This is a genomic window from Micromonospora sp. DSM 45708, assembly GCF_039566955.1.
In the GTDB taxonomy this organism is placed as follows: Bacteria; Actinomycetota; Actinomycetes; order Mycobacteriales; family Micromonosporaceae; genus Micromonospora.
The window spans coordinates 2772237-2787407 of record NZ_CP154796.1 but is presented as its reverse complement, the minus strand read 5'-3'; the positions used below and the strand labels follow the sequence as shown (position 1 = coordinate 2787407).

Below are 15171 nucleotides of genomic sequence, written 5' to 3'. Positions count from 1 at the left end.
CGCCGGCCGCCGCCCCGGTCGGGGCGGCGGCCGGCGTACGACGGCGATCAGCGGCGCCGCTCGGCGGGGCGGTCGGCGTCCTCGGTCTCCTCCAGCGCGTCGGCGAACGGCTCGGTGAGGTCGTCACCCGGAACCGCGACCCGCTCGGCGCGGTCCTGCTCGTCCGCGCGACCGCCGGCCGGTGGCTCCGGCGCCGTGGCGCCCCCGGCGAAGCCGTACTCGTTGGGCTCGTCGTGCCTGCTCATGCGCGGAACCTCCCGGTCGTCCGTTTCGGTGGTGTGCCGGGCGGCGCACGTCGCACCGCCGCGGCGTCACCTCCGGTACTTACCCATCGTGGTGATTCCTGATCATCCGAGCGCCGCTCAGCTCAGCTCCCGGATTGCCTCGAAGACCAGCCAGAGACCACAGATGGCGAACAGCACGGCCGCGCCGTACCGGATGGTCCGCTCCGGCAGGTGCCGGCCGAGCATCCGGCCCACCAGGATCGCCAGCGCGTCCGCCGCGACCATGCCGAGCGTGGACCCGAGCCAGGTCCCGAACCAGCCGTACTTGGTGGCCAGCGTGATGGTCGCGAGCATGGTCTTGTCACCCAGCTCGGCCAGGAAGAACGCCACGCCGACCGCGATGATCGCCGACTTGTTGCTGCGTTCGGCCTTCCGCTTCTCCTCCTCGGTGAGCTTGTCGCCGCGCAGCGTCCAGGCGCCGAAGCCGAGGAACGCCAGACCGGCGATGAGCGAGATCCAGCCCGTGGGCAGCACGCTGTTGAGGCCGACCCCGATGGCCACCGAGGCCAGGTGGACGATCGCGGTGGCGATGGTGATGCCGATGAGCACCGGCACCGGACGGAAGCGCGTGGCGAACGTCAGCGCCATGAGCTGGGACTTGTCACCCAGCTCGGCGACGAAGATGACGCCGAAGCTGACCACCAGCGCGACGAGGAAACCCTCCATGTGAACCTTCCCGATCAAGCCGGGAGGAGAGACAGGGGCACCCTCGACCCGGCTGCGACAGCCTGAGTCGAAGGTCTCGCCCGCCCCGGGGACCGGGGCCGCGTGGCCGGATGCGGAACGCACCAGTGTGTCGACCACGACATTGGGGGCTACTCCCCTTCGCGCCGACCAGCCTAGCCGATCACCGCCGGCCCCGGTCGCCGGGTGTGACAGGGGTCGCGCCGGCCCTCACGCCGCCTGGGCCAGGCTCACCCCGAACAACCCGTCCGGGTCGGTCCAGAACGCCTGCCGCGCGAACCCGGCGCGGTCCAGCTCGGCGGCGATGCCCGCCGGCCGGAACTTGGCCGAGACCTCGGTGCGCAACTCCTCCCCGGCGGCGAACGCGACGTCGGTGTCCAGCACCCGCACCCGGGTCGGACGCTCGGCGCGCAGCCGCATCTCGATCCACTCCCGGTCCGGGTCCCAGACCGCCACGTGGCGGAACGCCGCGACGTCGAAGTCCGCGCCCAGCTCCCGGTTGATCACCCGCAGCACGTTGCGGTTGAACTCGGCGGTCACGCCGGCGGCGTCGTCGTAGGCCGGGACGATCACCCCCGGGTCCTTCACCAGGTCGGTGCCGATCAGCAGCCAGTCACCGGCCTCCAGCGCCGCGCGCATGGCGGTGAGGAACCCGGCCCGCTCCGCCGGCAGCAGGTTGCCGATCGTGCCGCCGAGGAACGCCACCAGGCGTCGGCCGCCGGTGGGCAACCGGTCCAGGTGGCGGGTGAAGTCGCCGACGATGCCCCGCACCCGCAGCCCCGGGTACGCGGCGGCGATCTGCTCGGTGGACCCGCGCAACGCGCTGACCGAGACGTCCAGCGGCACGAACGTGCCCAGGTCGCCGTGCCGGGTGAACGCGTCCAGCAGCAGCCGGGTCTTCTCCGACGAGCCGGAACCCAGCTCGATCAGCGTCTTCGCGCCGGTCATCGCCGCGACGTCGTCCGCGTGCGCGGCCAGCACCGCCCGCTCGGCCCGGGTCGGGTAGTACTCCGGCAGGCGGGTGATCTCCTCGAACAGCTCGCTGCCCCGGGCGTCGTAGAACCACTTCGGCGGCAGCCACTTCGGCGACGCGGTCAACCCGACCCGGACGTCCTCCCGCAGCGCCCGGTCGAGGTCCTGCTCCTCCAGGTGGATCTCCAGCGGCTCCGCGCCCATCAGGTGTCCTCTCTGCCATCGGTGGATGAGATCGCTGCGGCCGTGGCCAGCTCGTGGACGTCCAGCCCGGCCGCCGTGGCCAGCACCAGCCGCCCGTCCGGCACCGCCTGCCAGCCGGGGTCGTCGTCGAACGGTTCGGAGGCCAGCAGCACCGAACCCGGGCCGCGCCGCACCGACAACGCGTGCCCGGCCACGCTTGCCGCCACCGTGACGCCGTCGGTGAGCAGCAGGTTCAGCCGCGAGCCGGGCGCCGCGGCGGCCACCGCCGCGACGGTGTCGGCCACCGCGTCGCCGAGCGCCGCGCCGGCCCGCAGCCGATGCCGGACCAGCGCCCAGACCACCGCCGAGTCGGTCGGCACCTCCAGCGTGAGCAGGTCACGGACGGGCAGCCCGGCGGCGAGCGGGACGAGGCTGTCCGGCCAGCCCCGGACCACGCCGTTGTGGCTGAACAACCAGCGCCCCTCCGCGAACGGCGCGGCGGCGGTCTCGTGCAGCGGCATGCCGACCGTCGCCGAACGGACGGCGGCCAGCACCGCCCGGGCGGACGTCACGGCGGCCAGCTCCGGCAGCGTCGTGTCACTCCACATCGGCTGGGCCCGCCGGTAGCGGACCGGGTCGGCGCCGTCCGGGTACCAGCCGACGCCGAAGCCGTCGGCGTTGATGGTGCCGCCGCCGCGCATGTCACGCGGCGCCCAGGACTGCCGCAGCAGCCCGTACGGCGGTTCGTGCAGCAGGCTCCGCAGGGTGACCGGGGGGCCGAGATAGGCGAGGTGACGGCACATCCGGCCGGTTCACTCCCCCTGGCCGGCGTCGCGGGCGCAGCGGAAACCGCTGAAGATCTGCCGCCGGATCGGATAGTCCCAGTTGCGGAACGTGCCCCGGCACGCCGACCGGTCGGTGCCGAACGAGCCGCCGCGCAGCACCCGGTGGTCGGCGCCGAAGAAGACCTCCGAGTATTCCCGGTACGGGAACGCGGTGAAGCCGGGATACCCACGGAACGTGCTGGCGGTCCACTCCCAGACGTCGCCGACGAGCTGGTGCACGCCCAGCGGCGAGGCGCCCTCCGGGTAGGCGCCCACCGGCGCCGGCCACAGGTGCCGCTGGCCCAGGTTGGCGTGCGCGGTCCCCGGGTCCTCGTCGCCCCACGGGTAGCGGCGGGAGCGGCCGGTCGCCGGGTCCCACCGGGCCGCCTTCTCCCACTCCGCCTCGGTGGGCAGCCGCTTGCCGGCCCAGGCCGCGTACGCCTGCGCCTCGTACCAGCAGACGTGCACCACCGGCTCGTCGTCCCGCACCGCCGACCAGCGGCCGAACCGGCGGTATGCCCAGCCGTCACCGTCGCGCCGCCAGTGCAGCGGCGCGCTCAGCCCGGCCTCGACCCGGTGTTGCCAGCCGGCCTCGCTCCACCAGCGCGGCTGGTCGTACCCGCCGTCGGCGATGAACGCGCGGTACTGCCCGTTGGTGACCGGCGCCGCGTCGATGCGGTACGCGGGCAGGTCCACCGTGTGCGCCGGGCGCTCGTTGTCCAGCGCCCAGGGGTCGGTGGAGGTGCCCATGGTGAACGGCCCGGCCGGCACCAGCACCTCGCCGCCGACGCCGACGCGCGGTTCCGGTGGCGGTGGCGCGTGCAGCACCGGGGCGCCGGCGCGCAGCTGGTGGGTGGCGAGCATCGTCTCGTCGTGCTGCTGCTCGTGCTGCACGATCATGCCGAACGCGAAGCCCTCCTCGACCAGCCGGCGGTCGGTGAACCGGATGCCGTCCAGCAGGTCGTACACCTTGTCCCGGACCGTCCGCACGTACGCGCGGGCCTCGGCCGGGGGCAGCAGCGGCAGCGACGGACGGTCCTTGCGGGGCTGCTTGAACGCGTCGTAGAGGTCGTCGATGTCGCGGCGCACCGGCTCGCGCCCCCCGACGTCGCGCACCAGCCACAGCTCCTCCTGGTTGCCGACGTGCGCCAGGTCCCAGACCAGCGGCGACATCAGAGTGGAGTGCTGCCGGACCAGGTCGTCGTCGTCCACCGCGTCGGTCAGCAGCGCGGTGCGGGCACGGGTGCGTTCCAGCTCGGCCGCGATCCGGACGCGCAGCCGCTCGGCGTCCGTACCCGGTCGCTCGGTCGTGGTCACCGCTGTCCCCTCTCCGCGGCGGCGTGCCGCCGCCGGATCGCTCGGTGCGTCTCGTCGTACAGGCCGGCCGGCAGGTCCAGCGCCGGCAGGGCGGCCAGGGCCAGGTCGAACAGGGCCACCGCGGCGGTGGCCAGCGCGGGGTCGGCCAGCCCGTGCCGGGCCGCGTCGTGCCACCGGTCGGCGACCGGACCGGCCGCGGCGAGCGCGTCGCCCGTGGTCGTCCGGTCGGCGAACAGCGCCGCCAGCACCGCCAGCGGCACCGTCCAGGCCCGGCCCGGCTGGGCGTCCAGGTAGCGCAGTTCCAGGTAGCCGCGTGGGCGTACCGGCGGGAAGAGCGTGCTGACGTGGTACTCCAGGTCGTCGGTGGTGGGTGGGCGGGGCAGCGCGCCGGCCAGCCAGTCGGTGAAGGTGACGTCCGCCGGCGGGGTCCAGTCCGGTCCGTCGCCGCGGACGCACAGCAGCGGCGCGGCGAGCGCGTAGTCGGTCCAGGCCGCCACCGGGTCACGGTCGGCATCGGCCGGCGACCAGACCGGACGGGTACGCGCCGGATCGATCGCCAGCCAGGCGGCCATCCGCGCGGACACCCAACCGGTGGGCCGGCCGGCGTGCCGGTCGGCGGTGGCGAACGCGGCCAGCAGCGGCGGCCCGACGGCGTGCGCGGCGGCCCAGCGCTGGGCGACCTGGTCGGGCTCACCGGCGTCCAGGCAGACCTGGAGCCCGGCCGTGCTGTACATCATCGCCCGCCCGGCCGGTCCACGCCTGTCGAAGACGTCCCGCATCGCGCGGTAGCGGGCGGTCTCCACGGCCGGTCGGGGCGGACGCCACGGGTCCATGCCGGTACGGCCCAGCACGAGGCCGGCGGCGTCCAGTCGGGTGCGTAGCTGCGTGACGTCGGCCTCGGTGGCCAGGATGAGCGCGGCGACCGACGGTCGCGGCGGGGTGGAGATCTCCACCTGCCCGCCGGGCTCCACGGTCACGGTGCCGCCGCGCCGGAGCTCGTCGGTCGGGCTGGTGGGGTCGAGGGTGACGGGGCTGTGCCGTCCCAACGCTGCGCGCAGTCGCTCACGGTCGACCGGTCGGGTCGGGTCCGCGGCGTCGTGCACGGTCCATTCCAGTTCGACGCCGGTGAGCGTGGGTGGGCCGGTCTTGAAGCAGATGCGGGCCAGGTGCCCGCGGGCCGCGGCCTCGTCCCCCAGGACGGTGGCGCGATCCAGTTCCGGCGACATCACCATGTGGCGGCTCCTCTCCCCGGGGGTGGGCGACCACACCGTCGCCCTGGGCCCGGCCGGTACGGCGCGGGTCCGCGCGTCCTCCATCCTCTGTCTAGCAGACCGAATCCGCGCGCCCGGGGAGATGAATATTTGTCCGGAATCTGGTTGCGCCGGGCGGCTCAGTCCTGGTCGCCCGGCCCGGGCTTCCGCTCGTTGTCCGCCGACTTCTTCGGCGCCGCCGGCGTCTTCGGGGACGGATCCGCCGGCGTCTTCGGGGACGCCGCCTTCGGGGACGGCGCCGCCGGCACCAGCGTCCGGCAGTAGCTTTCCACCCGCTCGGGCCCGCCCGCGGCGGCCACCAGGTCGGCGAAGCCCGGGGTGGTGAGCGCTCTGGCCCGTTGCCGCTCCGGCTTGGCCAGCCAGGCGCGGCAGTGACCGACGAGCGCGCCGTCGACCGGCGGCGGCACGGCGGACCGGCTCCCGGACGGCGTCACGGGCGACGACGCCGCACCGGAGGTCGCGCCGGACGAACCGGTGGGCGCCGACCGCGACGGCACGGCGGCGGTCGGGGCGGGATCCGCCGTGGTCGGGGTCGGCGGTACCACCGGTGCCGGGCTCCGGTCCAGCCGCACGGCGGCGAACGCCACCCCGGCGACCGCGGTGGCGGCGAGCCCGGACAGCGCGGCGACGACGCGGAGCCGACGACGCGGACGGGACGCCGGAGCCGGCGCGACGACCGCCGGCGTGGCCCGGGCGGCCCGGAAGGCGGCGAGCGCCCGTTCCTCGCCGTCGAGTTCGCCCGGGGTGGCCGGGGCCGTCGCGGCGGCGAGCAGCCGGGTCAGCGGGTCGGCGTCGGTCGGCGGCACGGCGTGCGCGGTGTCGAGCAGCCGGTCGGATTCCGCCCGGTCGGCGGGCCGGTCGGACCGGCGAGATGTCATGCCGTCTCCCCTCACGTCAGCCCTCCGCCGGCTCGGCCTCGGGCGCGTGCGGCACCTGGCTGTCGGTACGGGGCCGGGGCAGGACCGCGCCCGGCGGGTCCTCCGGCGCGGCGCGCTCCAGCAGCGCGGCCAGCCGGCGCAGCCCGCGGTGCGCCGCCGTGCGCACGGCGCCGGCCCGCCGGCCCAGCACCCGCCCGGCGGTCTCCGCGTCGAGGCCGATGACGGCCCGCAGCATCACCGCCTCGGCCTCGGCCGGTGGCAGCGTACGGATCAGCGCCAGCGCGCTCTCGGTGCCGAGGGCCTCGCCGGCCCGGTCGGCGGTGTCGGCGTCCCCGGCCAGGTCGTTGAGGGCCTGCACGGGCACCGGGACCACGGGCCGGCGCCGTTGTCGCCGCAGGTGGTCCATGGCCCGGTTCCGGGCGATGGTGACCGACCAGGCGCGGAACTCGCCGCCGGTGAACGAGGGCAGGTCCCGGGAGATCTGGAGCCAGGTTTCCGAGGCCACGTCCTCGGCGTCGCCCCCCACCAGCGTGGTCAGGTAACGCAGCAGGGCCGGTTGCAGGCTGCGGTAGAGGAATCGGAACGCCTCCTCGTCGCCGGCCTGGGCCGCGGTGACCGCCTCGTTCAGCTCTCTGGTCACGGTCGCCACCCGGACCCCGCGGGCGCGGGGCGGGCATCCGTCGACGCGGCAGACCACACCGCCATCCGCACCCCCGGCCCCCGCTGAACTGATCGGCGCCGGGCCGAGCCCGGGACGCACGTTGGACGCTGCCGCGCGGTACGGCCGGCGGCGGGACATACCGTACCGGCGTCGCGGGGTGGGCGGGAGCCGGGCCGACGCCAGGGGCGCGACCGGACGGCGGCAAGGAACGGACGGGCCAAAAAAACGAGAGAAATGTCTATCGCCGGTGGCGGCGTGTCGGTGTAACGGACGCCACCATCGCGTCGCTGCCCCCTGCGGAACGGGGGCGCGCCCGCGCCCGGCAGAGCGGACAGCCGCCGGTAGATCGGCATTTTCTGGCCCATCGTACCCGGCCGGTCACGGTCAGCCCACCGCCGCCACGGCCCTCGATCGTTCGGCCGACCGGGGCGGGGCCGCTCGCCGCCGGGCATCGGAGAGATCGCCGGAAATACTCCGCGACCGCTGTGGGTACGGTATGGAGATGCTCACCTCCGACGTCGTACTCAGCGGTCGGTACCGCCTGGATGACCGTGTCGCCACCGGCGGCATGGGCGACGTCTGGCGGGCCAAGGACCTGGTGCTCGGCCGCCAGGTGGCGGTCAAGGTGCTGCTTCCCGCGCTGGTCCGTGACCCGGACTTCATCGCCCGGTTCCGCTCCGAGGCGCGGATCATGGCGTCGCTGCGCCACCCCGGTGTGGTCCAGGTCTTCGACTGCGGCGAGGACGAGCTGCCCGACGGCAGCCGGGCCGACTACCTGGTCATGGAGTTCGTCGCCGGCGAGCCGCTGTCCCGGCGGATCGAGGACGCCGGCCACCTCGAGGTCGCCGAGACCATGTCGATCGTCGCGCAGGTGGCCCAGGCGCTGCACGGGGCGCACGGCCGGGGCATCGTCCACCGCGACGTCAAGCCGAGCAACCTGCTCGTGCAGGACGACGGCACCGTGGTCCTGGTCGACTTCGGCGTGGCCCGCTCGACCAACGTCACCAGCATCACCAGCACCAACGCGGTGCCCGGCACCGCCCTCTACATGGCGCCCGAGCAGGCCGCCGGCCGGCCGGTCACCGGCGCGACCGACGTCTACGCGCTCGGCGCGGTGGCCTACTGCTGCCTGACCGGCAGCCCGCCGTTCACCGGCGACAACCCGCTCCAGGTCGCCGTGCGCCACCTCGACGACGAGCCGCCGGAGCTGCCGGCGGAGATCCCGGCGCCGGTCCGCGAGCTGGTGGCCCGGGCGCTGGCGAAGGACCCCGCCGACCGCTACCCGAGCGCCGCGGCGATGGCCGACGCGGCCCGGGCGGCGCGTACCGACTCGCCCACCGCGACGGTGCCGGCGGCGCTGCGCGGCGCGGCCGGGCCGGGGCACACCCGCGACGAGCAGCCGGTGACCCGGCCGGCGGCCGTGGTCGCGCCGCCGCGCCGCCCCGGCCGGCGCGGCGCGCTGGTCGGCGCGGCGGGCGCGGTGCTGGTGGCGGTGACCGCCCTGGGCGCGCTGCTGGCCGCCGCCCGGGAAGCGGACGCGCCGGCCACCCGGATCGACTCCACCCGGCCCGCGGTGGCGCCGAGCAACTCGGTCGCGGACACCGCGGTCACCGGGGGGCCGTCGGCGGACGACGAGGACTACACCTACCGTCCGGTCGGTCCGAACGAGCGGCCCTCGGCCTCGACCTCGGTGACGCCGAGCGCCTCGCCCAGCGCGTCGACCGAGCCGAGCCCGTCGCGCACGCCGTCGACGGCGCCGACCGCGCCGAGCACCGCGCCGACCACCAGCTCGCCCCCGGTCGAGACCACCGCGCCGACCGAGACCACCACCACGACGACCGCCCCGGCCGACGGCGGCGGTGACGCGGGCGGGCAGCCGGTCGGCCGCCCCTGATCCACCACCGTCCCGGCGGGCCGGTCCCCCCACGCCGACCGGCTCGCCGGATGCCGGTGGTCAGTCCGCGCCGAGCGCCGCCACCACCGGCCGGGCCAGCGCGCGCCGGGCCGGCAGGACGGAGGCGAGCAGCGCGGCCAGCACCGCCACCGCCACGATCAGCCCGAGCCGCCCCCACGGCAGCACCACGGTGAAGTCGCCACCGACGCGGGCCACCACCGCCATCGCGCCGGCCGCGACGGCGATGCCCAGCGCGACGCCGAGCACGGTGCCGACCAGCGCGGTGAGCACCGCCTCGACCGCGAGCGCCGCCCGCATCCCGGCGCGGCTCAGGCCGACCGCGCGTAGCACGGCGGTCTCCCGGGTCCGCTCCACCACCGACAGGCTCAGCGTGTTGGCGACCCCCACCAGCGAGATGACCACCGCCAGGCCGAGCAGCGCCGTCACGAAGCCCAGCACCAGATCGACGGTGCCGGTGAGCATCCGCTTGTAGGCGGCCTGGTCCAACACGTTGACCGTCGGATAGCGGGTCACCACCGACTCCACGACGGACCGGGCGACGTCCGGGCTCACCCCGTCCGCCGGGTCGACCTCGGCCAGGTAGCCGCGCTCGGCGGGGAACAGGCCGCGGAAGTCGCCGTCCACCAGGTCCACCACGTGCCCGGCCGGCACCGGGCTGCCGGCCGACGCCGGCCGGTCGTCCGCCACCACCGCGGCGACCCGGAACGGCCGGCCGGCCACGGTGACCGTCGCGCCGACCGTCCAGCCGCGGGCGGCGGCCAGCTCGCGGTGCACCAGCACCGAGCCCGGCCCGAACGCGCCCGGATCGCCGGCGTCCACGGCGGACAACGTCCGCCCGACCAGCGCCGGGTGCGCGGCCCGCACCTCGACGCCGTCGGTCACCCGGCTGCGCTGCTCGTGCACCACGCCCAGTTCCGGCCGGGCGGCCAGCTCGTCGACGAGCCCGGCCGGCAGCTCCCCACCGATGCCGGTGACCAGGAAGTCCACCCCGACCCGGGCGTCCACCGCGCGCTCGATGCCGACCTTGACGCTGCCGGCGCCGACCACGAACGACGAGACCAGCCCGATCCCGATGACCATGGCCGTGGCGGTGGCCGCGACCCGGCGCGGGTTGCGCACCGCGTTCGCCACGGCCAGCGCCGCCGGGGCGCCGACCAGCGCGCCCAGCGGCGCGCCCAGCACCCGGACCAGCGCCGGCACCAGGACCGGACCGAACGCCACGATGCCGCCGAAGGCCAGCAGTCCACCGGCCGCCACCAGCGGCACCTGCCCGGTGGCCCCGGCGCCGAGCAGCGCCGCCACGCCGGCGGCGAGCACCAGCGCCCCGACCGCGAGGCGGACCCGGCCGGCCGGGCGGGCCGGCCGGGTCGCCGCGTCGGTCAACGCGGCCACCGGCGCGACCCGGGTGCCCTGCCAGGCCGGCAGCGCGGCGGACAGCACGGTGAGCAGCACGCCCAACCCGAGCGAGAGCAGCACCGTGCGGGCCGTCACGGTGATCCCGCCGGCCACCGGCGCCCCGGCGCCGCCCAGCAGCGCGCCCAGCGCGGCGGACAGCGCCGTGCCGGCCAGCACGCCGACCGCCGAGGCGAGCAGCCCGGTCAGCGCCGCCTCGGCCAGCGTGGCGCGGTAGACCTGTCCCCGGGTCGCGCCGACCAGCCGGAGCAGCGCGGTGCGCCGGGAGCGTTGGGCGAGCACGATGGCGAAGGTGTTGGCGATCACGAAGCCGGCCACCACCACCGCCACCGCCGCGAACGTGCCCAGCAGCAGCTCGAACTGCCGCAGGTCACGGACCGCGTCGGCGACCGCCGCGTCGAGCACGGCCGCGCGGTCCCGGACCGGCACGCCCGGCCCCACCACGGCCCGGACCCGGTCGGCCAACGCCGCGACGTCCACCCCGGGCCGGGCGGCGACCATGATCCGCCCATATCCGCGCCCGTCGCCGACGGTGAGGGCGTCCGCGCCGGTCAGGCCGATGAACGGGCCGCCGACGTCGCGGGTGGTGTCGGCCACGTCGACGGCGCCGACAAGCGTGTACGGCCGCGCCGCGCCGCTCGCGCCGCCGATCCGGACCGGTGCGCCGAGCACGAACCGCTGCCCGGCGACGGTCCGCTCGTCGAGCACCAGCTCACCCGCGCGCTGCGGCAGCCGCCCGGCGACCACGTCGTACGACTGAAGGGCCGGTTCGGTGGGGATGGCGGCGAGGACCGCGTACCCGAGCACGGGCCGGCCGTCCGCGCCGACCACTCCGGCGGTGCCGGTCAGCTCCCCCGCGGCGGCGGCCACCCCGTCGACCCGGCGGACCCGGTCGACCAGGGCCGGCGGCAGGGGCCGGGAGCCGGCGTACGCGGCCAGGTCGGTGTGCCTGTCGAACGCGCCGGCCCGCTCGTACGCCCCGGCCCGCATGCCGTCGGTGAGCATGAGCGTGCCGGCGACGAACGCGACACCGAGCACGATCGCCAGCGAGGAGAGCAGCAGGCGCAGGCCCTCGGCGCGTACCTGGCGCAGGGTCAGCCGCAGCATCCCGTTCACCGCCCCACCGGCGCCACGGCCGGGTCGAGCCGGCCGAGCGCGTCGCGGACCTGGCCGGTGGTCGGCCGGTGCAGTTCGTCGACGAGCCGGCCGTCGGCCAGAAAGACCACCCGGTCGGCGTACGCCGCGGCGGCCGGGTCGTGGGTGACCATGACGACGGTCTGGCCGAGCATGTCCACCGCCTCGCGCAGCAGCCGCAGCACCTCGGCGCCGGAGCGGGAGTCGAGGTTGCCGGTCGGCTCGTCGGCGAAGATCACCCAGGGGCGGGTGACCAGCGCCCGGGCCACCGCGACCCGCTGCTGCTGGCCGCCGCTGAGCTCGGCCGGCCGGTGACCGAGGCGGTCGGTCAGCCCGACCGCGGCCACCACCTGCCGCAGCCAGGCCGGGTCGGGCCGCCGGCCGGCGATGGCCAGCGGCAGCACGACGTTCTCCTCGGCGGTCAGCGTGGGCAGCAGGTTGAACCGCTGGAAGACGAAACCGATCCGGTCCCGCCGCAGCCGGGTGAGCCGACGGTCGTCGAGCCGGGCCAGGTCCGCCTCGCCGATGCGGACCGTGCCGGCCGACGGCCGGTCCAGGCCGGCGAGGCAGTGCAGCAGCGTCGACTTGCCGGAGCCGGAGGGGCCCATCACGGCGGTGAACCGGGCGGCGGCCAGGTCGAGGTCGAGGCCGTCCAGGGCGACGACGCGGGACTGCCCGACGCCGTACTCCTTGCGCAGGTCACGGGCGGCGAGCGCGACGCCGGTGGTAGGGGTTGCGGGCAACGTGGTGCTCCTGTCGGACGCGGTCTGGTGACCCTTCCGACGCTATGGCCGGCACCCCGGCGCTGATCTCCACCGGCGTGCTCGACCTCGGTACGCCTGCGGTCGCCCCGCCCGGGCGGTCCGGTACGACCCGAGGCGTACGCCGGGTCAGCCGCCGGGCGTCACCAGCCCGCTCTCGTACGCCAGCACGACGGCCTGGACCCGGTCGCGGAGCTGGAGCTTGGCCAGGATCCGGCCGACGTGGGTCTTCACGGTCGCCTCGGCGACGTGCACCCGGGCGGCGATCTCGGCGTTGGACAGCCCCTGCGCCACGAGCAGCAGCACCTCCCGTTCGCGCTCGGTGAGCTGGGTCAGCCGCGGGTCCTCGGTCGGGTCCGGGCCGAGCTGCCCGGCGAACCGGTCGAGCAGCCGCCGGGTGATCGACGGCGCGACCACCGAGTCGCCCTCGGCGACCACCCGGATCGCGGCCAGCAACTCCTCCGGCGGCACGTTCTTGAGCAGGAAGCCGCTCGCCCCGGCGCGCAGCGCGGCGAACGCGTCCGCCTCGGTGTCGAACGTGGTGAGCACCAGCACGCGCGGCCGGCCCCCGTCCGACCGGGCGCAGATCCGCCGGGTCGCCTCCACCCCGTCCATGGTGGGCATGCGCAGGTCCATCACCACCACGTCGACCTCGACCCGCTCCAGCACCCGCAGCGCGTCCGCGCCGTCGATGGCCTCGCCGACCACCGTCAGGTCCGGTTGGGAGTCGAGCACCATCCGGAAGCCGGCGCGCACCAGCGCCTGGTCGTCGACGATCATCACCCGCACGGTCATGCCGCCGTGCTCCCTTCCTCCGTGCCGGCCGCCGCGGGCAGCGGCAGCCGGGCCTCCACCCGCCATCCGCCGGCCAGCGTGGGGCCGGCGGCGAGGCTGCCGTCGTACACCCCGACCCGTTCCCGCATGCCGACCAGGCCGTGCCCGCCGGACGGCGCCGGCCGGACCACCGGGCGACCGCGCCCGTCGTCGACGGCCCGGACCGCGACGGCGTCGGCGGCCCAGTCGAGCGTCAGCTCGACCGACGCGCCCACGCCGGCGTGCTTGAGCGCGTTGGTCAGGCTCTCCTGCACCACCCGGTAGACGGTCAGCTCCAGGCCGGGCGGCAACGCCACCGGCGTGCCGGCGCCGCCGCAGTCGATCCGGAGCCCGGCGGCGCGGAACCGGTCGAGCAACGCGGGCAGCTCGACCAGCGCGGGACGCCGGTGCGCCGGCTCGTCCGCCATCGCGGCCGGTTCCGGCCGGCTGGGTTCCCGGAGTACGCCGACCAGCCGCCGCATCTCCTCCAGCGCCTGCCGGCCGGTGTCCGCCACCACCTTGGCCGCCTCGCGCGCGGTCGCCGGGTCCCGGTCCAGCGTGAACCGCACACCGTCCGCCTGCACGATCATGACGGCCATGCTGTGCGCGACCACGTCGTGCAGCTCGCGGGCGATCCGGGTGCGTTCCTCGGCCACCGCGGCCCGTGACTCGGCCTCCCGCTCGCGTTCGGCCGTCGCGGCGCGCTCCTCCAGGCTGAGCACGTAGAGCCGCCGGGTGCGGACGTTCAGCCCGACCAGCCAGACCGCGCCGGTGACCAGGCCGTAGTAGAGCGCGCCCGCCCACCAGGGCGACGGCCCGGGCCAGGAGAGCGCGGAGAGCAGCACGCCGATCGCGGCGCCGATCCCGGCCAGGATGCCGTCGGAGGACCGGTCGGCGTACTTGACCACGCTGTAGAGCGCGATCAGCACGCCGATGTCGTAGCCCAGCGGCCCCCAGCCGACGATCACCTGGGCCAGCGCGAGCGCGGCCACCACGACGGCGACCGCGGACGGGTGGGTGCGCCGGAAGAACAACGCCGCCGCCATCGCCACGCCGACCGCGAACGCCGGCCTGCCGCCCTGCTCGGCCAGGAGGCCGAGCACGGCGAACACGACGACCAGCCCGGAGACGGCGGCGTCGAACGCGACGCCGCGCACCGGACGGCCGAGGATCAGGCGGTCCACGGTCACCCAGCGTACGGGGCGGGCCGGCCGTGCTGCCGGGCCCGGTCAGCGGGTGAGGAGGGCCCGCATGCGGGTGATCTCGGTCGACTGCTCGACGGCCACCGCGTTGGCGAACTCCTGCATGGCCTGGTCCGCGCCGACCTTGAGCAGGTCGGTGGACATCACCACCGCGCCCTGGTGGTGGGCGGTCATCATCTGCACGAAGAGGCGGTCGAACGCCGCGCCCCGGGCGGCGGTGAGCTGCCGCATCGCCTCGGCGGACTGCATCCCGCGCATGGTGGCGTGGTCGTGCCCGGTGACCTCGGCGGGCAGGTCGCGGGTGCTGAGCCAGGCCCGCAGCACGCCGACCTCCGGCCCCTGGGCGGCCCGGATCCGGTCGGCGACGGCGCGGATCCGGGGGTCGGCGGCCCGGTCGGGGGCGAGCGTCGCCATCTCCAGCGCCTGCTCGTGGTGCGGGATCATCATCCGGACGTACCAGACGTCGAGGCCGTTGAACCGCGGCGCCGCGTTGCGGACCTGCCCGCCGTCGTGGGTGGCGGCCGGCTCGCCCGGGCGTCCCGGCACCAGCACCGGCGGCGCCGAGCCGGTGGCGGCCGGCGTGGTCGGGGCGGCGGCGGCCGGGCTGGGCCGCGCCGCCGCCGGACGGGTGTCGTCGCGCCCGGCCAGCGCCAGGCCGCCGAGCACCAGGAGCGCGACGAGCGCTGTGACGGGAAGCCACACGCGTGCCTGCCGGCCGGTCATACGAGCCTCCCTCCGGTCGAGGTGACAGCGATCCTATCCGGAGCGTAAAGTTCCTCGATGTGACCGGCGTCACATTGATGACGGTCGCCGATCGGTAAGGTGTGGCGAATCATCATCCCCTTTCGAAGGGTGTTGC

14 protein-coding genes are annotated in these 15171 nt (G+C 76.0%); 1 reads left to right on the top strand and 13 read right to left on the bottom strand.

What is annotated here, in order from left to right; genetic code table 11:
* Positions 1-47 precede the first annotated feature (47 nt).
* From VKK44_RS12265 to VKK44_RS12230, 8 genes are all read right to left on the bottom strand, one after another.
* A complete protein-coding gene (locus tag VKK44_RS12265) occupies positions 48-245 on the bottom strand; it encodes a hypothetical protein (protein ID WP_343447053.1) in 198 nt (65 codons plus the stop codon).
* A gap of 117 nt (positions 246-362) precedes the next feature.
* The gene (locus VKK44_RS12260) at positions 363-950 is read right to left on the bottom strand and encodes a TMEM165/GDT1 family protein (RefSeq protein WP_343447052.1); all 588 of its coding nucleotides are present in this window, start codon (positions 948-950) and stop codon (positions 363-365) included.
* Between the two features lie 228 nt (positions 951-1178).
* Positions 1179-2144, bottom strand: a complete 966-nt coding sequence (egtD, locus tag VKK44_RS12255) for an L-histidine N(alpha)-methyltransferase (RefSeq protein ID WP_343447051.1) — start codon at positions 2142-2144, stop codon at positions 1179-1181.
* A complete protein-coding gene (gene egtC / locus VKK44_RS12250) occupies positions 2144-2926 on the bottom strand; it encodes an ergothioneine biosynthesis protein EgtC (protein ID WP_343447050.1) in 783 nt (260 codons plus the stop codon). The genes egtD and egtC overlap by 1 nt, the downstream gene beginning before the upstream one ends.
* 9 nt (positions 2927-2935) lie before the next feature.
* Positions 2936-4264, bottom strand: a complete 1329-nt coding sequence (gene egtB, locus VKK44_RS12245; RefSeq protein ID WP_343447049.1) for an ergothioneine biosynthesis protein EgtB — start codon at positions 4262-4264, stop codon at positions 2936-2938.
* Positions 4261-5496 (bottom strand): ergothioneine biosynthesis glutamate--cysteine ligase EgtA, encoded by a 1236-nt coding sequence (gene egtA, locus VKK44_RS12240; protein WP_343447048.1) that lies wholly within the window; start codon positions 5494-5496, stop codon positions 4261-4263. Before egtA ends, egtB begins: the two co-directional genes overlap by 4 nt.
* Before the next feature lie 158 nt (positions 5497-5654).
* Positions 5655-6413, bottom strand: coding sequence for a hypothetical protein (locus tag VKK44_RS12235; RefSeq protein ID WP_343447047.1), 759 nt, complete (start codon positions 6411-6413; stop codon positions 5655-5657).
* A gap of 16 nt (positions 6414-6429) precedes the next feature.
* Positions 6430-7053, bottom strand: coding sequence for an RNA polymerase sigma factor (locus VKK44_RS12230; RefSeq protein ID WP_343447046.1), 624 nt, complete (start codon positions 7051-7053; stop codon positions 6430-6432).
* Between the two features lie 523 nt (positions 7054-7576).
* On the opposite strand from VKK44_RS12230, the gene VKK44_RS12225 reads away from it, so the two are divergent.
* Positions 7577-8968, top strand: coding sequence for a serine/threonine-protein kinase (locus VKK44_RS12225; RefSeq protein ID WP_343447045.1), 1392 nt, complete (start codon positions 7577-7579; stop codon positions 8966-8968).
* Between the two features lie 60 nt (positions 8969-9028).
* Here VKK44_RS12225 and VKK44_RS12220 read toward each other — a convergent pair whose 3' ends face one another.
* The 5 genes from VKK44_RS12220 to VKK44_RS12200 all read right to left on the bottom strand — a co-directional run bounded on the left by VKK44_RS12220 (position 9029) and on the right by VKK44_RS12200 (position 15035).
* On the bottom strand, positions 9029-11509 hold the full coding sequence (locus VKK44_RS12220) for an FtsX-like permease family protein (RefSeq protein WP_343447044.1): 2481 nt from the start codon (positions 11507-11509) through the stop codon (positions 9029-9031).
* A gap of 5 nt (positions 11510-11514) precedes the next feature.
* Positions 11515-12279: an ABC transporter ATP-binding protein gene (locus VKK44_RS12215; protein WP_343447043.1), complete on the bottom strand. Its 765-nt coding sequence runs from the start codon at positions 12277-12279 to the stop codon at positions 11515-11517.
* A 147-nt stretch (positions 12280-12426) separates the two neighbouring features.
* Complete coding sequence (locus VKK44_RS12210) at positions 12427-13092, bottom strand: response regulator transcription factor (protein ID WP_343447042.1); 666 nt, start codon at positions 13090-13092, stop codon at positions 12427-12429.
* Positions 13089-14300: a sensor histidine kinase gene (locus VKK44_RS12205; protein WP_343447041.1), complete on the bottom strand. Its 1212-nt coding sequence runs from the start codon at positions 14298-14300 to the stop codon at positions 13089-13091. Before VKK44_RS12205 ends, VKK44_RS12210 begins: the two co-directional genes overlap by 4 nt.
* Before the next feature lie 39 nt (positions 14301-14339).
* Positions 14340-15035, bottom strand: coding sequence for a DUF305 domain-containing protein (locus tag VKK44_RS12200; RefSeq protein WP_343447040.1), 696 nt, complete (start codon positions 15033-15035; stop codon positions 14340-14342).
* Positions 15036-15171 lie beyond the last annotated feature (136 nt).